17 protein-coding genes are annotated in these 18,989 nt (G+C 60.8%); 10 read left to right on the top strand and 7 right to left on the bottom strand.

Annotated features, from left to right (window positions below):
• Positions 1–137: 137 nt before the first annotated feature.
• From C1J04_RS15420 to C1J04_RS15395, 6 genes are read left to right on the top strand one after another with little or no spacing between them, the layout of a single operon-like run.
• Positions 138–704: a tautomerase family protein gene (locus C1J04_RS15420; protein WP_064215980.1), complete on the top strand. Its 567-nt coding sequence runs from the start codon at positions 138–140 to the stop codon at positions 702–704.
• A complete protein-coding gene (locus C1J04_RS15415) occupies positions 701–2,395 on the top strand; it encodes a hydantoinase B/oxoprolinase family protein (protein WP_114865487.1) in 1,695 nt (564 codons plus the stop codon). Before C1J04_RS15420 ends, C1J04_RS15415 begins: the two co-directional genes overlap by 4 nt.
• Entirely contained in the window at positions 2,392–4,458 is a 2,067-nt protein-coding gene (locus tag C1J04_RS15410; protein ID WP_114865486.1) for a hydantoinase/oxoprolinase family protein, read from the top strand. The genes C1J04_RS15415 and C1J04_RS15410 overlap by 4 nt, the downstream gene beginning before the upstream one ends.
• Positions 4,455–5,057, top strand: a complete 603-nt coding sequence (locus tag C1J04_RS15405; protein WP_114865485.1) for a cysteine hydrolase family protein — start codon at positions 4,455–4,457, stop codon at positions 5,055–5,057. Before C1J04_RS15410 ends, C1J04_RS15405 begins: the two co-directional genes overlap by 4 nt.
• Positions 5,054–5,914: an isocitrate lyase/PEP mutase family protein gene (locus C1J04_RS15400; RefSeq protein WP_009824166.1), complete on the top strand. Its 861-nt coding sequence runs from the start codon at positions 5,054–5,056 to the stop codon at positions 5,912–5,914. The genes C1J04_RS15405 and C1J04_RS15400 overlap by 4 nt, the downstream gene beginning before the upstream one ends.
• Entirely contained in the window at positions 5,901–7,268 is a 1,368-nt protein-coding gene (locus C1J04_RS15395; protein ID WP_114865484.1) for an FAD-dependent oxidoreductase, read from the top strand. Before C1J04_RS15400 ends, C1J04_RS15395 begins: the two co-directional genes overlap by 14 nt.
• 49 nt (positions 7,269–7,317) lie before the next feature.
• On the opposite strand, the gene C1J04_RS15390 is transcribed toward C1J04_RS15395, so the two are convergent.
• The 6 genes from C1J04_RS15390 to C1J04_RS15365 all read right to left on the bottom strand — a co-directional run bounded on the left by C1J04_RS15390 (position 7,318) and on the right by C1J04_RS15365 (position 14,361).
• Positions 7,318–8,082: an SDR family NAD(P)-dependent oxidoreductase gene (locus C1J04_RS15390; RefSeq protein ID WP_114865483.1), complete on the bottom strand. Its 765-nt coding sequence runs from the start codon at positions 8,080–8,082 to the stop codon at positions 7,318–7,320.
• Between the two features lie 25 nt (positions 8,083–8,107).
• Positions 8,108–9,439 (bottom strand): histidinol dehydrogenase, encoded by a 1,332-nt coding sequence (hisD, locus tag C1J04_RS15385; RefSeq protein ID WP_114865482.1) that lies wholly within the window; start codon positions 9,437–9,439, stop codon positions 8,108–8,110.
• 104 nt (positions 9,440–9,543) lie between these two features.
• Entirely contained in the window at positions 9,544–10,308 is a 765-nt protein-coding gene (locus C1J04_RS15380) for an HpcH/HpaI aldolase family protein (RefSeq protein WP_114865481.1), read from the bottom strand.
• Between the two features lie 21 nt (positions 10,309–10,329).
• On the bottom strand, positions 10,330–12,234 hold the full coding sequence (locus tag C1J04_RS15375) for a TRAP transporter permease (RefSeq protein WP_114865480.1): 1,905 nt from the start codon (positions 12,232–12,234) through the stop codon (positions 10,330–10,332).
• Between the two features lie 67 nt (positions 12,235–12,301).
• Positions 12,302–13,270: a TAXI family TRAP transporter solute-binding subunit gene (locus tag C1J04_RS15370; protein ID WP_114865479.1), complete on the bottom strand. Its 969-nt coding sequence runs from the start codon at positions 13,268–13,270 to the stop codon at positions 12,302–12,304.
• A gap of 110 nt (positions 13,271–13,380) precedes the next feature.
• On the bottom strand, positions 13,381–14,361 hold the full coding sequence (locus C1J04_RS15365) for a LacI family DNA-binding transcriptional regulator (RefSeq protein WP_005848616.1): 981 nt from the start codon (positions 14,359–14,361) through the stop codon (positions 13,381–13,383).
• Positions 14,362–14,531: 170 nt separating this feature from the next.
• On the opposite strand from C1J04_RS15365, the gene C1J04_RS15360 reads away from it, so the two are divergent.
• The 4 genes from C1J04_RS15360 (at position 14,532) to C1J04_RS15345 (ending at position 17,506) form a co-directional block, all read left to right on the top strand.
• Positions 14,532–15,233 carry a haloacid dehalogenase type II gene (locus tag C1J04_RS15360; RefSeq protein ID WP_114865478.1) on the top strand — a complete coding sequence of 234 codons (702 nt, stop codon included), beginning with the start codon at positions 14,532–14,534 and terminating at the stop codon, positions 15,231–15,233.
• A 140-nt stretch (positions 15,234–15,373) separates the two neighbouring features.
• On the top strand, positions 15,374–15,844 hold the full coding sequence (locus C1J04_RS15355; RefSeq protein WP_114865477.1) for a MarR family winged helix-turn-helix transcriptional regulator: 471 nt from the start codon (positions 15,374–15,376) through the stop codon (positions 15,842–15,844).
• Positions 15,837–16,703, top strand: a complete 867-nt coding sequence (locus C1J04_RS15350; protein WP_114865476.1) for an alpha/beta hydrolase family protein — start codon at positions 15,837–15,839, stop codon at positions 16,701–16,703. Before C1J04_RS15355 ends, C1J04_RS15350 begins: the two co-directional genes overlap by 8 nt.
• 44 nt (positions 16,704–16,747) lie before the next feature.
• Positions 16,748–17,506, top strand: coding sequence for an enoyl-CoA hydratase (locus tag C1J04_RS15345; RefSeq protein WP_114865475.1), 759 nt, complete (start codon positions 16,748–16,750; stop codon positions 17,504–17,506).
• A 155-nt stretch (positions 17,507–17,661) separates the two neighbouring features.
• Here C1J04_RS15345 and C1J04_RS15340 read toward each other — a convergent pair whose 3' ends face one another.
• Positions 17,662–18,936 (bottom strand): surface lipoprotein assembly modifier, encoded by a 1,275-nt coding sequence (locus C1J04_RS15340; RefSeq protein ID WP_254693876.1) that lies wholly within the window; start codon positions 18,934–18,936, stop codon positions 17,662–17,664.
• Positions 18,937–18,989 lie beyond the last annotated feature (53 nt).

The raw sequence follows: 18,989 nt of genomic DNA, 5'->3' as shown, positions 1-18,989 counted from the left end.
ATCCTTCCAATCCCTTCCAACCCTACAAAGAGTTTTTTCAAAAGCAAGAAATCTATCTGCCAAAAATCAAATTATTTGATCTATGCACATTTAATTATCTGTATTACAAAAAATACAGATCTGACGCAGGAGGCTTTATGCCGATCATCGAGATTCATGTGCTGCAAGGGTATGACGCAGCCCAGAAAACAAGGCTGTGCAAGGCGCTGACCAATGCCGCGCGCACGGTGATTCCCGCGACACCGGATGCGGTGACAGTGATGATCAAGGAAATGCCCGCCACCGATTATATGCGCGGCGGTCAGCACCGGTCGCCCGCCCCCGCCCTGCCGGATGCCCCGTCAATGGTGGCGCGATACCTGCGCGCGATGGAGCAGCGCGACATCGTTACCGCCCGCACGCTTTTAGGCGACGGGTTCACCATGCACTTCCCCGGTGCCGCGCCTATGACAGAGCTTGATGATCTGCTGGAGTGGGCCGCGCCGCGCTATCGCTTCGTCAAGAAAACCATTCGCTCGATTGACCTTGCGCCCGGCGACGGGCCGGCCACGGTCGTCTATTGCCACGGCACGCTGTCAGGCGAATGGCCCGACGGGACCGCATTTTCCGATATTCGCTTTATCGACCGCTTCGAAGTCACCGACGGCTTCATCACCCGCCAAGACGTCTGGAATGACATCGCAGAAACAAAGGCCCAACCATGACCCAAGACATCGACCCGATTACACTGGCCGTTCTGGCCGGACGGATGGAACAGATTGCCGATGAAATGGACGCAACCCTGTTCCGCGCCGCCTTTAACCCGATCATTGCCGAAGCACATGATGCCTCGCACGGGCTGTATCATGCGGTGTCGGGCGACACGCTGGTGCAGGGCAAGTCCGGGCTGCCGATCTTTGTCGGGGTGATGTCATTTGCCGTGAAGGCGGTGATCGACAAAGCGGCCGAGAATGGCGATCTGGAAGACGGCGACATCTATATCTTCAACGATGCCCATCTGGGCGGCACGCACCTGTCCGACATGCGGTTGGTGCGCCCCTATTTTCACGACGGCAAACTGTTTTGCTATCTCGCCTCGGTCGGGCATTGGCATGACGTGGGCGGCGCGGTGCCGGGCAACTACAACCCCGCCGCCACCGACGCCTTCCAGGAAGCCTTTGTCCTGCCGCCTGTGCGTCTTGCCAAGGCGGGCAAGGTCCAGACCGACATTATCGACATCCTGATGCGCAACACCCGCCTGCCGCAATCGGCCCAAGGCGATCTGAACGGCCAGCTCGGCGCGCTTGACCTGGGCAAGAAACGTCTGGACGAACTGCTGGCGGAATACGGTGCCGACACTGTGCGCGCGGCGTTGGATGCGCTGCAGGACCGCGCCGAAACCCTGATGCGGACAGAGCTGACAGACCTGCCAGATGGACGCTGGGAGGCAGAGGATTTTCTGGATAACGACGGCATCACCGATACGCCGCTGCCGATCAAGGTCGCGCTCGAGATCAAGGGCGATCAGATGCTGCTGGATTTCGCCGGCACGGCAGACCGCTGTGCAGGGCCGGTCAATATCGCGCTCCCCACGGCGGTGGCGACGGCCTATGTCGCGATCAAACATATCTTTCCCAGCCTGCCCGCCAACGCCGGTGTGATGCGCCCGATCGAGGTGAAGATCCCCGAAGGGTCGCTGCTGTCCGCCCCCTTCCCGGCGCCGGTCGGCGGCTATACCGAAACGATCCTGCGGATGGTCGACGTGATCTTTTCCGCCGCGTCGCAGGCGGCACCGGACCGCGTGGTTGCCAACGCGTATGGCACGATCAACGCGCTGTCGATTTCGGGCAAACGCGCGAATGGTCAACCCTGGGTGATGTTCAGCTTTTACGGCGGCGGGCATGGGGGCTCTCCCGAAGGGGACGGGCTGAACCACGGCAATGCGCCGATCTCCACCGCGACCATCCCCCCGATGGAAATCCTCGAATCCGCCTATCCGGTGATGTTCAAACAATGGGCGCTGCGCCCTGACAGCGCCGGTGCGGGTCAGCATCGCGGCGGCATGGGGGCCACCTACGAGATCGAAGTGCTTGAGGAATCCGCCACCGCCTTTCTGTTCGGCGAACGCGGGCGCTTTGCGCCGAAAGGGGTCGCAGGCGGGGGCGACGCGGCGCTGAACCGGTTTGAGTACGAACAAGACGACGGCTGGCACGCCCCGCCCATGGCCTCGAAAATGGTGGGCATCAAGCTGCAACGCGGCCAGTCCGTACGGCTCGATACCCCCGGCGGTGGCGGCTATGGCGCGCCCGCAAACCGTGCTGCGGCCGATGTGGCCCGCGACGTGGCGGGCGGCCTGCTGACAGCCGACTACGCGACACAGACCTATGGCCCTGACTGGAAAGAGGTGACCCAATGACCAGCGCAAACCGCATGATCGGCGTCGATGTCGGCGGCACCTTCACCGATATTTTCGTTCTGGACGAGGCAACAGGCAGCGCGCAGGTCGCCAAGGTTCCCACCTCGCGCCCCGACCAATCGGCGGGCTTTTTGTCGGGCATCGGATCGCGGGTCGATGATCTGTCAACTGTCTCTGTCGTCGTACATGGCACCACTGCCGGCACCAACGCGCTGCTGGAACGCAAAGGTGCCAAGATCGGCGTGATCACCACGATGGGCCTGCGCGACGTGCTGGAAATGCGCCGCCGTGACCGGCCGCGCACTTGGGGCCTGCGAGGGGATTTCACGCCCGTTGTCGATCGCGCCTTGCGCCTTGAAGTACCGGAACGCACGCTTGCCGATGGCACGATCCGTCAGGCGGTGGACCTCGAAGCGGTGCAAGCCGCCGCGCAAGAGCTGCTGGATCAGGGCTGTCTTGCCTGTGCGATCCTCTTTGCCAACAGCTATGCCAATGCCGAAAACGAAAGACTGGCGGTCGAAGCTGTGCGCGCCATCTGGCCGAATGCCCATGTCTCGGCCTCAAGCGAAATCCTGCCCGAGATCCGCGAGTTCGAACGGTTCTCTACCACCGCGTTGAACGCCTATCTGCAACCCGAAGTCTCTGGCTACCTCGCGCGGCTTGAAACCGCGCTGAAACAGGACGGGTTTGCAGGCGAGTTCATGATCGTGCAGTCCAATGGCGGGGTGATGGATGCGGCGACCGCGGCGCGTCTGCCCGTGCGCACTGCGCTGTCGGGTCCGGCAGCGGGGGTCATCGCCGCGGGTTACATCGCCGAAGCCGCCGGTTTTCCCGATATCATCACCGGCGACATGGGCGGCACCTCTTTCGATGTGAGCCTGATCGCCAAAGGCCAGTCGATGCTGTCGCAGCAGACCTCGATCGACTTCGGCATGGTGGTTCGGTCCCCCATGATCGAGATTACGACAATCGGCGCGGGCGGTGGCTCTATCGCTCGGGTCGATAAGGGCGGCTTGCTAAACATCGGGCCGGAAAGCGCCGGGTCCACGCCCGGCCCTGTCGCCTATGGTCAGGGGAACACGCGCCCCACTGTGACCGACGCCAATGTCGTTCTAGGCCGTATTGATCCCGACAACCCCATCGGCGGCAAGCTCGACCGGCTGGATGTGGAGGCCGCAAAAGCTGCGATCCTTGAACATGTGGGCACGCCCCTTGGGCTGGACGCCCTGCAAGCCGCCGAGGCGATCTTGCGCGTGGCCAACAGCCGCATGGCCGGCGCGCTGCGTCTTGTCTCTATCGAGCGCGGGTTTGATCCAAAACGCTTTGCGTTCATGCCCTTTGGCGGCGGCGGTGCGCTGCATTCCGGTGCCATGATGGCAGAGGTCGGGCTGGCGCGGTCCATCGTGCCGCGTTACCCGGGGGTAACATCTGCCATGGGCTGCGTCATCGCGGATATGCGGCAGGATTTCGTGCAAACCATCAACTCGACTCTGTCGGGCATCGACCTTGGGGCGCTGACTGGTTTCATGCAAACCCACGTCGATGACGGGCTTGCCACGCTTGAAGCCGCGCGTACCCATTTTGAACGGCGCGATACGGAGTTCACGCTTGATATGGCCTATCTCGGCCAGACGCATACGGTATCGGTGACACTGCCGGTGACAGTGACCGACGGCACAGTGACACCCCCGACAGAGGCCGATATCTCGGCTGCATTCGACAGCGCCTACCGCGCCACCTACGGGCGGCTGCTTGAGAATGGTACGCGACGGGTGATCAACCTGCGCTCGGCCATTACCGGACGGCGCCCGCGCTTTGATCTGTCCACGCTCGCCCCCGTCGGTGGCAGCGTTGAAGACGCGCTGAAGGGAACGCGGCAGGTCCACTTTGACGGTCAATGGCACGAGACAAAGCTCTATCACCGTCTTTCCTTGCCGGTCGGGGCCGAAATCCCCGGCCCCGCAATCCTTGAACAACCTGACACAACCGTGTTGATCGAACCCGGGCTGGTCGGCAAAGTCGACGCCTACGGCAACACTCTGATCGAAAGGGCCACCGCATGATCCCTGCCACGACCGCTTTGCTGACCATCGACCTGCAAAATGATTTCCTGCATCCGGAAGGTGCCTATGGCCGTGCGGGTCAGGGGGCCGAAAGCATCCTCGCCCTGCCCGACCGGATCGCGCCGCTCAAGTCCGCGCTGACCAAGGCGGGCGGCACCTATATCTCGGCGCAGTTCACGCTGGTACCGGGGCGCGATGACGAACCGCTGATCGCCGCGCATCTCAAGAAGCTTCGCCCCTTCCTGACCAAGGGCGACTTTACCCCGGGCGGCTTTGGCCACGCGCTGGTAGATACGCTCGCCCCGGCGGATTTCACGATAGAGAAAGTCGCCTATTCCGCCTTTTACCAGACACGGCTTGAATATGTGCTGCGCGCGATGAAGATCGACACGCTGATCATCGGCGGGATCGTCACCAACGGCGGTGTCGCCAGTACCGTGCGGGATGCGCATCTGCGCGACATCCATACGGTGCTGCTTTCGGACGGTTGCGCCGCGTTCAAACAGGACGTGCACGAGGCGACGCTGACCTCGCTGGGGTCGGTGACGCAGGTGATGACCTGCGCCGAGGCCACCGCCGCTGTCGGAGGTGCCCAATGACCCTGCGCCAACGCCTGACCGCCCCCGATATTCTGATCGCCCCCGGTGTCTATGACGGGCTGACCGCCGCCCTTGCCACCGACGCGGGGTTCGAGGCGCTGTATCTTTCCGGTGCAGCGGTTGCCTATACCCGTTTGGGCCGCCCCGACATCGGGCTCAGCACCGCGTCCGAGATGACCGATACGATGGCGTTGATTGCCGATCGCACCGACCTGCCGGTGATCATGGACGCCGACACCGGTTTCGGCAATGCACTGAACGCGCGACGTACGATGCAAAGCTATGAACGCGCGGGCGCCTCTGCTTTGCAGGTGGAGGACCAGACCTACCCCAAAAAATGTGGTCATCTGTCTGATAAGTCGCTGATTCCGAAAGAGGAAATGGCCGGAAAGATCGCCGCCATGGCCGATGCGCGCCGCCACGATACGCTGATCATCGCCCGCACCGACGCCATCGCGGTAGAAGGCTTTGACGCGGCGATTGATCGCGCGGGCAGCTATATCGACGCCGGTGCCGATGTATTGTTCATCGAGGCCCCCCGCGACAGCGGAGAGCTTTCGCGCATCGCCGATACCTTCAAGGGGCGTGTCCCGCTGCTGGCCAATATGGTGGAAGGCGGCGCGACCCCGATCTCTTCGGCGACCACGCTAGAGGATATGGGGTTCGATATCGTGATCTTCCCCGGCGGCATCGTGCGCGCTTTGGCGAAATCGGCGCAGGACTATTACGCGAGCCTGAAAGCAACCGGCTCTAACAAAGCGTTTTCCGACCGGATGCATGATTTCGACGGGTTGAATGCAGCGATTGGCACCCCCGAGATGCTGGCCCTTGGAAAGCGGTTCGATGGCAAGTCCTGATGTCGCCGCCCCGCCGTCGGCTTTCGATCTAGAGGTCGAAACCCTGATCATCGGCGCGGGGGCCTGCGGCATGATCGCGGCGCTGGCGGCGCATGAGGCGGGTCAGGATGTGCTGCTGCTAGAGGCTGACCCGATCCCCACAGGCTCGACCGCGCTGAGCGCCGGGTTGATCCCCGCGGCAGGGACGCGCCTGCAACAGGACGCGGGGATCAGTGACAGCCCCGACGGTTTTGCCACCGACATTCAGGCCAAGGCGCACCACGAAAACGATGACGCACTGGTCACCGCGATGGCCCACACCGCCCCTCAGGTCATCGACTGGCTTGTCGAAACACATGGGCTGCCGTTCTCCCTCGTGCGCGACTTTGATTATCCCGGTCACAGCCAACGGCGGATGCACGGGCTGCCCTCACGGTCGGGGCGCGAATTGATCGACGCCCTGCGCGCGCGGATCGAGGCGCTTGATATCCCGCTGATCTGCAACCGCCGCGCCACCCGGCTTTATGCGGCAGGCGCAACGCTCGCAGGGGCGCGGGTATCGTTGCCTGACCAAAGCGGCGAGGATATCGGCTGCGACCGGCTGATCCTTGCGTGCAACGGGTTCGGCGGCAACCGCGCCATGGTCGCCCACCACATGCCGGATATCGCGGACGCGATCTGGTTCGGCCATGACGGCAACCGAGGAGAGGCGATCAGCTGGGGCGAGGCGCTTGGCGCGCGCCGCCGTCGTCTGGGCGCCTATCAGGGGCACGGCAATGTCGCCCACCCCCACGGCATCCTGATCACATGGGCCACAATCACCGAAGGCGGCGTTCAGGTGAATACGACCGGCAAGCGGTTCTGGAACGAAGCGCAAGGCTACTCCGAAGCGGCGCGGGCCGTGCTGGCGCAGCCTGACGGCCTGGCGTGGACCATATTCGACGCCCGCATCGCCGAGATTGCTCGCCAGTTCGAGGATTTCAAGAACGCCGAGGCCCAAGGGGCGGTGATTACAGGGGACACGGTCGAAACACTGGCTGCCAAGGTCGGATTGCCCGCAGATGTTTTGGCGAAAACGATCACTGATATTCCGGCGGGCGGGCGAGATGGCTTTGGCCGCACATGGGGTGCGGCGTCCCTTTCTTCCCCCTTCTGCGCGGTGAAGGTGACCGGCGCGCTGTTTCACACGCAAGGCGGGCTTGAGGTCGACCCGACGACGGCGAAGGTGCGCAGGACAGAGGGTGGCACATTCGACAATCTATACGCCGCTGGCGGCGCCGCTTGCGGGGTATCGGGCAAGGGCGACAGCGGCTATCTGTCGGGCAACGGCCTGCTCGCGGCTGTTACGCTCGGATTCATTGCGGGGCGCGGATAGGGGTTTGCCACCATCCTGCGTCTGCCGTGTTCGTTGACCGCTTTGTCGCTTACTCGGCTGTCCAACCGCCATCGACCATCAAGGCTGTGCCCGTCACCATGGCAGAAGCATCGCTCGCGAGGTAGACGATCGGGCCCATGATATCCTCGATCTCGCCGACGCGGCCCAGTTTGATCTTTTCTTCAATCCAAGCCAGACGCGCGGGATCGGATAGGGTTTGCTCTCCCAAAGGCGTGCGGATGAAGGTCGGGCATAGCGTGTTGATGCGCACCGCTTTTGGGCCCCATTCGATTGCCATCGCTTTCACCATCCCTTCCAAAGCGTGCTTCGATGCGCAGTAGACCCCCCGATCGATGCCCCCGACATGGCCCATCTGACTGCTCGCATGGATGATCGAACCGGGACGGCCCGCTGCGATCATTTGGTCGGCGGCGGCTGTGGAAAGGAAATAGGCTGCCCGAAGGTTAACATTCATGACGGCGTCGAAATCCTCGGGCGTCGTGTCCAGCGCAGGCCCGTGGCGGGCCATGCCGGCGGAATTGACCACGATGTCAACCGCCCCAAGACCGGAGAATGCCGTGCGGGTCGCATCCACATCGGTGATGTCGAGCTCTTGCGTCTCGCAGCTCAGGCCCTGAGCCTCCATCGCCGCCTGAAGGTCACCCAACGGCCCGGCCCGGCGCGCGGCGCAGATGACATGCGCCCCCGCCCTGGCCAAGGCCGTCGCGGCCCCCAGACCGATGCCAGAGGTGGCACCGGTCACAAACGCGCGTTTCCCCGAAAGGTCAAAGCCGGCAAAGGACGGAAGTTGCATCAATATCTCCTAGGTGAACAGCGGACTATTCGGCCGCTTCGCGGTAGGCTGCGGCTGCGCCATAGGGCACGTTTTCGCCGCCATAGCGCCGCACGCGGACATTGCATTGTTCGGCGTGCCCCACAAAGCCTTCCAACATGCATAGACGCGAACCATAGGCCCCGACCATTGCTGCGGCCTCATCCGTCATAATCTTCTGATAGGAATGGGTCTTGAGGAATTTACCAACCCAAAGGCCCCCTGTATAGCGCCCCGCCTTATGCGTGGGCAGCGTGTGGTTGGTCCCGATCACCTTATCGCCATTGGCGACATTGGTACGCGGGCCCAAAAACAGCGCGCCATAGCAGGTCATGTTTTCCAAGAACCAGTCATCACGGTCCGTCATGACCTGCACATGCTCTGACGCGATATCATCCGCCACCTGCAACATCTCGTCGTAGGTATCACAGACGATCACCTCGCCGTATTCCTCCCAGCTTGTCTGGGCTGTGGCCGCAGTCGGGAGAATTTGGAGCAGCCGGTCAATCTCGGCCAAAGTATCCTCGGCCAACTGGTGCGAATTGGTCAGCAAAACGGCAGGAGAGTTATAGCCGTGTTCCGCCTGCCCCAAGAGATCGGTCGCGCACAGCTCGGCATCCGCTGCTGTCTCATCCGCGATAACCATCGTCTCGGTCGGGCCGGCGAAGAGATCAATACCCACCCGTCCATAAAGCTGACGCTTGGCCTCGGCGACGAAGGCATTGCCGGGGCCAACCAGCATGTGTACCGGATCGATCGTCTCTGTGCCAAGCGCCATAGCCCCGACCGCCTGGATCCCGCCCATGACATAGATCTCATCCGCACCGCCCAAATGCATGGCCGCAATAACAGCCGGGTTTGGTTTTCCGTTAAAGGGCGGCGTGCAGGCCACGATGCGCGGTACTTCGGCAACCTTGGCCGTGGCGACAGACATATGCGCGCTGGCGACCATAGGAAATTTCCCGCCCGGGATGTAGCAGCCGACGGATTGAACCGGGATATTCTTGTGCCCCAGAATAACCCCCGGAAGCGTCTCTACTTCGATGTCAGTCATGGAAGCGCGTTGCGCGCGGGCAAAATTCACGACCTGCTCTTGCGCAAACTGAATGTCCTGCAATTCCCGTGCGCTGAGCTGACCGATCAGGTCGTCAATCTCTTGCTGGCTTAGCCGGAAGGTTTCCGGGCTGTAGCTGTCGAACTTTTCGCTCAATTCGCGCACCGCTGTGTCGCCGCGCGTTTCGATGTCCTGCAAGGTCTGCTCGACGACCGCACGGGTCTTGGCGTCGTCATCGGCACGGGCAGCATCGGATTTGCCCTTCTTTAGGTAGGTAATTGTCATGGTTCGGTCCTTTGGTCAGGCGCTGGCAGTGATAGGTCATTTCTAGGCTGACCAATCCGAGTTGAAATAATTTCTATATTTGCTGCAATTATTTTATAGTCATGTCAGCGCGCGTCTCTCTTTTTGAAATCTTCCACAAGCGCGGCACCGCCCAATTGCATGAGCGTGTGTTCGGACCCCACGACAAAGAAACTTCCTCCGGCGTCGCGGTGCGCGTCTAGGGGCTCTGTCGGGGCGCAATAGAGTCCCGTGGCTGCGCCTGTCGCGGAAAGGATGTCCCGCGTCATCTTTGCCACTTCAGGCGCAAAGAAATCGGACAGACCATGAGAAACGGCCAAATCAGCGCGCCCGATAAAGAGCGCATCTACGCCGTCTACATCCGCAATTTCACTGTGGTTGACCACGCCGTCGGGGTCTTCAATCTGGCAGATCAAGGCGACTTCACTTCGCGCCACGGACAGATGCTCTTTCAGGCTGCGGCCAGCATAGTCTGCCGCCCGCGACGTGCCGGCAAAACCACGCCCGCCGGGGCCGTAAGTCACGGCGCGCGCCAGTTCTTTGGCCTGCGCTGCAGTTTCGACATGAGGCACCATGACACCGGCCGCGCCGCCGTCCAGCACATTGAGCACCCAATCCGCTGTTGCCACTGGCACGCGCACCACGATGGGGCATCCTTCAGCACGTCCGGCCATTGTCATGGCGTCAACGGTGCCCCGATCAAAAGGCGCGTGTTCGGCATCGACGACGAGGAAATCGAACCCTGCCCGGGCCATGATTTCGATCACGATCGGATGGGGCGTTTTGATGAAAGCCCCCAGCATGGGCTCTCGTGCGACCAGCCGTGCCTTGAATTCAGCATTCGTCATCATTTCCAGTTCCCTCCTTGGCCCTTAAGCCGTTTGCATTTCGATATTATCCGCAGCGCCCAAGGCTTTGCGAGAGAAGACCACCAAGACCGCGAACACGACCGCGGCTGCCGCCGTCGCCGGCCAAGGCGGCATCAGCGCAAGCCCAATCGGCACGACCCAAAGCAGCCGCGACAGACCGCCCCAAGGCAGCCGTGCGCCGCCCAGAAGATGCGCAACGCCCAAGGCGAAAACGCCTCCGGACAGGATGGCACGCAGGATGTCTCCGGCTTCGCCACCGCCCAACATTCCGGGATAGGCGAGGAACAGCATCGGCAAGGCATATGCGGTCGCCCCAAGGCGCAACGTCTCGCCCGCGACCTTCATCCACGGCGCCTGCGCAATGGTCGCCGCAACGAAAACGCCAAGGCAGACAGGCGGCGTGATGACCGACAGCGCCGCGTAGTAGAGCACGAACATATGCACCACGAGCGGATCAATACCCTGTTGGATCAGCGCCGGAGCGAAAACAGCCGCGACCATGACGTAGGCTGCCGAGGTCGGCAGACCCATGCCCGCGATCAGACAGACAATGGCCATGAGCCCGGCAATGAGCCAGATTTGCCCCTGCCCGATCGACAACACCGCTGCTGTTACCGCGACGCCAAACCCGGTGAGGTTGATCATGGCGACAAACACCTGTGCGCCGACCAGAAGGATCCCGACAATGACAACACCTTTTCCGCCCGCTTCCAGCGCACGAATGATGATACCGATGACGGCACGGGGATCCTCACCACTCGAGATCCGCGCGACAAGGACGGCCACCAACATGGCAATCATGCCGTAACAGGCCGTCAGCTCGACGGAATTGCCGTTAAGGACGCCAAATCCCAGCCCCAGCAAAGCGGCGACAATAGGGGCGAGCCGCGCAAAGGTCATGGCACCGCGCCAGTCGGGTAGATCTTCAGACGTCACCGGACGAAAGCCCTGACGGCGCGCGATGACGTGAACGGTGGAATAGATGCCAAGGTAGAACAACAGCGCAGGTACAACGCCCGCAAGCGCGATAGACCAGTAGTTCACGCCCACAAGCTCGGCCATGACAAATGCGGCAGTCCCCATAATCGGGGGGGCGAGCTGCCCGCCGGTCGATGCGATAGCTTCTACCGCTCCGGCATAGGCAGGGGGGTATTTCAGCCGCTTCATCAGGGGGATCGTGAAGTTCCCCGTCGTTGCGACATTGGCGACGGTCGAGCCGTTGATCGCACCAAAGAAGCCCGATGCGAAGGTCGCGATTTTCGCCGCCCCACCGGGCCGGGAGCCACCCAAACGGGCCGAGAGGTCAAAGAATGTCTCGCCTGCGCCCGTGTGCAGCAGGATCGCGCCGAACAGCACAAATGCTGCCAGCGTCGTCGAGGCCACATTGACCAGCATACCCCATAGGCCACGGTCGGACAGGAAGATGATCTCGGTGAGATAGCCGGCGTCAAAGCCACGGTGCCCGAATTGGCCGGGGATCAAATAGCCGAAGAACGCATAGGTAACAGCCGCGATGACGATCAGTGGGAACACCCAGTTGGAGCTGCGCCTTGCCAGTTCAAGCACGCAGGCCAATGTGCCGAACCCCATGACCATATCCCAACCGTTCGCCCAAGGCAGATCGTTCATAATGGTTTCGTAGTTGGCTATGATATAGGCACCTGACACCGTCACCACGCCGACGATTACCGCATCAATCGCGATACCCAGCGGGCGCAGGCGGCTGCCTTCGAAAAGCGGGTGCATCAGCACGGCCAGGGCGGTGATCATCATCACAAAGATCGCACGCTGCACGAGCGATTCAAACGGCCCGTTGAAAGAGGTGTAGAACACAAACACCCCCAGAAGCACTGCAAGAGCCGCGATGGCGGTCTGTCGAAAATGAGCGAAGATCGGAAGAGTATTCATCACGGCACCTTGGCGAAAATGGTAAATAGAGGGGCGACACGCGCCGCCCCTTTTGAGATCAGGTCTTTTACTTGAGGCGCGCGGGCACGGTCAGGCCGATTTCCTCGTAGTAGCGGATAGCACCAGGATGCAGCGGGCTGGTTGCGTATTGCAGGGTCAGCTCTGGCAGGTTCAAGCCCTTTACCGTCGGGAAAGCGGCGGATTGCTCTTCCACATTCTCCATCACGGCTTTGGTCAGATCATACGCCGTCTGATCGTCCATATTGGGGCGCGCAGAGACACCGATCATGAATCCCCAGACCTTGTAAGGGCCTGTGTTCTCCATCTCGCCGCCCGGCATGTCCACGATGGAAAGCTCCGGCAGCGCTTCGCGGATCTTGGCTTCTTGCGCGTCGTCGATGCCAAGCGCAGTCAGCGGCGTGAAGGCCGCGATATCGGTGGTAAGCGCATCGAAAGACGTTCCCACGGCGCTTTTGACGAAGCCTTCGGACCGGCCGTCTTTGATGGCGTTGGCCTGTTCGCTGTTGGTCCCGCGCACCCAATCAGGCGAGATTTCCAGCAGGTCGAACACAGCCAAGGCCGTGGCCTCGGTCGACGACCCACGCATGCCCGGTCCGAACTTCTTGCCGTCGATATCCGACAGTTTCTCGATGCCGGAATCGCGGCGAACGACTGCGTTCTGCGGTGCCAGGGAATAGGCCCACAGGAGTTTGGATTCGATCGGTTTGCCGTCGAAGCTCTTGATGCCATTGTAGGCGTGATACAGCGTCGACGTCGTGATCAGCCCGATATCCAACTGGTCGCGCGCCATACGTTTGAGGTTATCGACCGTAGCACCCGTTTCCACGACCGAAGCCTGATAGGCGTCCGGATAGGCAGAGTTGATGATTTTCGCGAGCGAGGCGAAATAGGCATAATGCGCGCTTTGCGAATTGGTCGCACCGAAAGCGAGCCGCGTTTCAGCCTGAGCAGGCAATGCCACCCCAAGCCCGGCAAGAGACAGTGCAGCGGCGACAGCGAAGTTGCGTAGTTTCATGGGTATCCTCCAAATATCATGAAACGATCCCAATAGGGACGTTCGAATGGAGGTTAGCCACAGTGCATAGCCGCTATGCAATTCCTGTCTGCGTTAATGAAATAATTTCACTACCCGCTTTGACGTTCTTGGAGTTCACCCGCCAAAACACGGATATCACCGGTGCCGACATAGCTCTCGGCGCTTAATATGATATCGACCGCTTGATCCAGCATGCGGCGCAGTGGCTGGCGCATTGTGGTCAGCCGGTAGGATTCCCACGCCGCCATCGGAATGTCGTCGAACCCGATCACAGCCAGATCACCGGGGACCGAGATGCCTTTGTTTCTTGCAGCATCGAGCATGGCAATCGCCATGATGTCATTGGCGCAAAACACGGCGTCCGGCATCGGACGCTGGACCAACATTTCTTGCGCAGCGGCATAGGCTTGGCGGTAGCTGAACCCGCCGTCGAACTGCACAGCGATCTCGCGTCCGGCCTCTTCCAACTGGTCGCGAAACCCTCGCATGCGTTCCAGATGCGTCGACGTATCACGCCGCCCACCGATAAAGGCGATGCGCTGTCGGCCACCGTCAAGAAACCGCCGCGCTATCGTTCGCGCGCCCCCGTAATTGTCGCAGCACACCGCCATCATGGTACTGTCGGTCTGTACCCGATTCAGCAAGACGGCGGGAATTCCGTTCTGACGACAGGCACGCGCCAGCCCGGAGGTGATTGTGGAGCTTGCCAGAATGACCCCCTGCGTGCGGAAGTCGATGACTTGCCGGATCATCGTGTCCACATCTTCGGCCGCTGGCACCACATGCATAATCGCCTTGAGCCCCCGCCCCGGTAGCATTCGGGTCAATTCGTCCATCACGATGGGGTAGAACGGGTTGCGCATTTCGCTCAGCACCATCGAGATCGTGTTGCTGGATTGTTTGGCCAACACCTGATCGACTTTGCTGACATAGCCAAGCGCCGTAGCAGCAGCAAAGATCGCTTTGCGCTTATCCTCGGCAATCGGGGCATTCCCCCGATACGCGCGCGACACGGCAGACACTGAAACGCCCGCGCGGGCGGCAACATCTTTGGCAGTGACCTTTTTCATATCGATTGCCTTACCCGATTGCTGCGCTTGCCCGAAATGGGGACTGACGGCTGACTTCGCGCATAGTTTGACGAAGCAATGACATGGGTGCAATTGTGAAACGTACCCGCCATTGCGTTCAAATACTTGGATGAATGCTGCCGAAAAGTAACACGCTCAGAAAGCCCCCCATGCCAGACCGTACAGATTTTTCGACCATTGTTTTCGACGTAAACGAAACCCTTCTGGATATCGCGACGCTAGAGCCGTTTTTCGACCGCGTGTTCGGCAATGCCGCGGCCCTGCGCGAATGGTTTCCAGAGCTGGTCTTGTATTCGCAAACAGTGACCTTGTCCGGGCTCTATGCGCCCTTCGGCGATCTGGCCGGCGGTGTTCTGCGGATGGTTGGCGACAATAATAACATCGCCATTCAGGACAGCGACGTATCCGAACTGAAGTCACTGATTGGATCGATGCCCGCCCATGCCGATGTGGTCCCGGCCTTGACCAAGTTGCGCGACGTGGGGTTCACGCTTGTGACCCTGACGAACTCCGCCCGATCCCCCGCACCGACACCCCTTGAAAAAGCTGGCATCGCTGCGCTTTTTGACCACCACTTTAGCGTAGCCGAGGTCGGTCACTTCAAACCACATCCGTCGACATATCAGATGGTTGCCGACCGTCTGGGCGTCGACGTCTCAAGCCTGTGCATGGTCGCATGTCATATCTGGGACACCATCGGCGCGCAGTCCGTGGGGTGCCGCGGTGCCTTTATCGCGCGGCCACACAACAGCATCCTGCACGTGCCCGGCGTACCGGGACCTGACTTTACCTCACATGATCTCGCCAAGCTCGCCGACCAGATCATTCAGGCACAGAAGTTGGCCGGGTAAGCAGCAAAAAGCGCTGTTCGCCGTCGCTGTGCCGCAGGCCGCGGCCGTGTCGTAACGTCACCATTGTCTGTGACGCGGTACATGTTGTCGAGTGCATTTAATTCATATACGAACAAACTAGTTCACATGCGAATTGATTTATGGCCAATACATTCAAGGTTTTCCACAAGCTCCAGATCGCACATTCAGCGCTCTTTCGCGCTGCCGACCGTCGGACGCGCAATAAGATAGGGCTTACCACGTCACAGCTTGCGGTGCTGTTGATCCTGTCGCGAAAGGACGGGCAGCCCATTAGTGACCTCTCTTCGACCCTTGCTATGGGTAAGTCCAGCTTGACGGGTCTTGTGGATCGCATGTGCGCAAAGGGTCTGGTGCGGCGATCGCCGTCGCCGATAGATGGCCGCGTCATACACGTCTACCTTGAACAGTCGGGCCGCGCGGTGCTTGAACACGGCGCGGGCGAAATCAGCCAGTTCAACGCGGCGCTGCTTGCGCCTTTCCCTGCTGAGGAACAGGTCATTATTGAACGGTTTCTGACGCATCTGGCAGACAATGCGGACGGCATTGTGAACGGCCCTACCCCGCCGAAGAAAGGGCCAGCCGATGACTGAAGACATTACCCAAACGACCATCCGCTTCGCCGCCACCGATGGATGGGAGCTGGAGGCAGACATCTATACCTCACCCTCGCCCAAAATCGCGGTATTGATCTCGGCCGGCACGGGGTTCCCGCGTCAGTTTTATACGGGCCTCGCGATGTATCTGGCCCGCCAAGGTGCCGTTGTCCTGACCTATGACTATCGGGGGATTGGGGGATCGAAGGGCAAGGATCTGGCTAGATCCGGTATCGACTACCCCGACTGGGGACGGCTTGACGCGCCCGCCGCCCTAAATGCGCTGGAGGAGGCGGCACCGGGCCTACCGCTGACCCATCTGTGCCACAGTGTCGGCGGGCATTTTGTCGGCCTCATGCCGAACCACTCCAAGATCACCAGACACGCGTTTGTTTCTGTCGGGACCGGTTATTTCGGCGGCCACCACCTGCGCAATATCCCGTCCGAGCTTTATTTCTGGTGGGTGTTGGGCCCCTATTTGCTGCTGCGCTACGGCTATATCAAACCGGCGGGCGGCTGGCGGGGCGAAGCGCTGCCACCGAAACTGTTCAAGACATGGCGCCGGTGGAGCCAGCGCCGCAGCTATTTTCAACCGGACCTCGCAACGAAACTGGCCCCGCATCACTACGACGAGGTCACAGCCCCTATCCGGTCTTGGATATTCCCCGATGACCCGATTGCGACGCCGTCAACCGCATCCGACCTTTTAAAGTGTTATCCAGCCGCCCCGCACGAGGTGATCATCCGCACACCATCGCAGGTCGGTGTAACGCGGATCGGGCACGAAGGCGCATTGCGCAAAGGCCGCGACGCTTTATGGGCCGAATTCAGCAATTGGCTCATGGGCGCGTCTTGAACCGCAACCGATTTCCATCGCCATTCAAATCAACAGGATCAAACATGACCGAAAACATCAAGCTACACACCGACCAACGAGTCACGACCATGACCATCGCGCGCCCCGAAAAGCGCAATGCCATTACGCAGGATATGTATGCCGCTATGGCCGACGCGCTGGAAGACTATGCCCAATCCGACGCCGTACGCGCCTTCGTAATCACAGGTGCGGAAGACTACTTTACGTCCGGGAATGACTTGCAGGATTTTGCCAAGGGAGCCCGCAGCGACGGTGTGCCGCCCGTTATCCGGTTTCTGACCGCGATCTCCACCTGCCCCAAACCCCTGATTGCCGCTGTAAACGGACCGGCCATTGGTGTCGGGGTGACGATGCTACTGCATTGCGACCTGATTATCGCCGCCGACACGGCCACATTCAGCACGCCATTCGTCCAACTGGGACTGGTACCCGAGGCCGCCTCGTCGCTTTTGCTGCCCGCCACCGTCGGCATGGCCGTGGCGAACGATATGCTGCTGGCCAATCGCGTTCTTGATGCGGCAGAGGCGCTGCGTTTTGGGTTGGTGTCGCGTGTCGCTCCCTCGTCCGGTTTTACCACCGAAGTCGCGTCGCTTGCGGCTGGTTTGGCGCAGGCGGCACCGACCTCGGTTATCAAAACCAAGGCGCTGATCCGTCATGGCAAGGACCAGATGACCGCCCAGATGGAGCGTGAATCGGTGCTGTTCGCCGAGCAGCTGAAATCTCCGGAATTCGCAGAGGTCGTCGCCGCCAAGATGCAAAAGCGTCAGCCGGTCTTCAAATAACGCGCCGCTTTGCCCTAAGGCACCCGGCGGGCAAACCTGACGGTTCAACCCGGTTTTCCGGGTCGGCCGCAGGTTCGCTTGCCGGGTGACGAGCCATATCTCGAAGGCACGACCGAACCTTATGTAAGCGGCCAGCGACTTAGGGCCGAAGTTCTTCAAAACGATCGTGTCAGGCCGATGCTGGCAGTGGCGTTGCGAAACCTGTTGATCGAGATGGTGGAGCGTTGCTCTTCAAACCCGAGCCTCAGAACCTGGGTAAATCCCTTGTAGCTCCAGTTCTGGTTGGACAGGTTCAGCATGACGCTTGATTTCTTGTCGACGCGGGCAACGCCGAAGATGGGATGCACGCCGTCAAATTCGTTCCGATCAAACGACAGATCCAGCCCGACCCGAAGACCGCCGGCAAAGGAATAATCGCCGCCGATGGTGACGCCCGCCGCATGGCCCGCGACGGGGCTGTAAGAACTGGCACGGGTTTCCGCGCGCATACCTACGCGAAACACAAGCTGCGACGATGCCGCATAAGCGAATTGCGCAGCACCTGCTGTTCGGTTCACGTCGACACCGCTGCCATCGTAGGTGATACGTTCGCGCTGAAGCACCGCCGTGGCGCGGGCGCGGGTGCCGAGGTTGCGCGTATAGGACAGGCCAAGGCCCAAGGTATGCGCATAGGCCGCGTCATCAATCCAGCGCTGCGATCCATAGATCTCGGCCGAGACAAGACGCCCCTCATCGGCGAAATGCAGCAGGGATGCACTGGTCCGAAGGGTCACTTCATCGGGCGCACGCCCGTCGAAAAGCCGGGCATCCAGATCCAGCGCGAACCTGGCGCGTAAGGCGTCCGTAAGACGCGGCACGGTCGCGACGCCCGTGCCAATCTCGAACGCTGTGGCGGATTGGGCGCGGGAATTCGGGTCCAGCCGCAGCACAAAGCCGCTGAGGTTCACCGTCTCTGCAGAGGTCCGGCGGGCGGCATTGCTTTCGGGCACAATGGCAAAACGGAAATAGCCCTGCCATTTTTTCGGTTTGGCCAAACGGTCAAGCTCCGCCTGCACTTTTGCCTGGACAGAGGGCGACAAACCCGCGCCCTTGGCCAGTTCAAGGTGATATCGCGCCCGTTCGATCTGGTCGCTTTTCACCAATGCGTTCGCCAGCTCAAGCCGGAACGTGGGATCGTCTGGCCGCAAGATCACAAGCCGCGCCAGCGGGGCAACGGCTTGGTGTGACTTTCCGGAACGGTTGTAGGCGACCCCTAGAATCCACATCCGGCGCAGGGTCTCTGTCTCGGTCTTGGGTGAATACCCCTCGAGCAATGGAATAACCTCTGCGGCTTTTCCCTTGAGGATGCTTTGTTCTGCATCATCAAGGGAAAAGGCCGCTAATGGCGAGGCCAGTAAGATTAAAAATAGATTGTATAAAATTCGCCGCATCAAAGACCTCGGCTACCGCGGGGAAAGCGGGTTTTTGCGGCCGGTAATTGACC

Origin of the sequence: Sulfitobacter sp. SK025, assembly GCF_003352105.1 — a bacterium.
GTDB lineage: Bacteria > Pseudomonadota > Alphaproteobacteria > Rhodobacterales > Rhodobacteraceae > Sulfitobacter > Sulfitobacter pontiacus.
The sequence above is the reverse complement of the archived record's forward strand: the minus strand, read 5'-3'. Positions and strand labels throughout refer to the sequence as shown.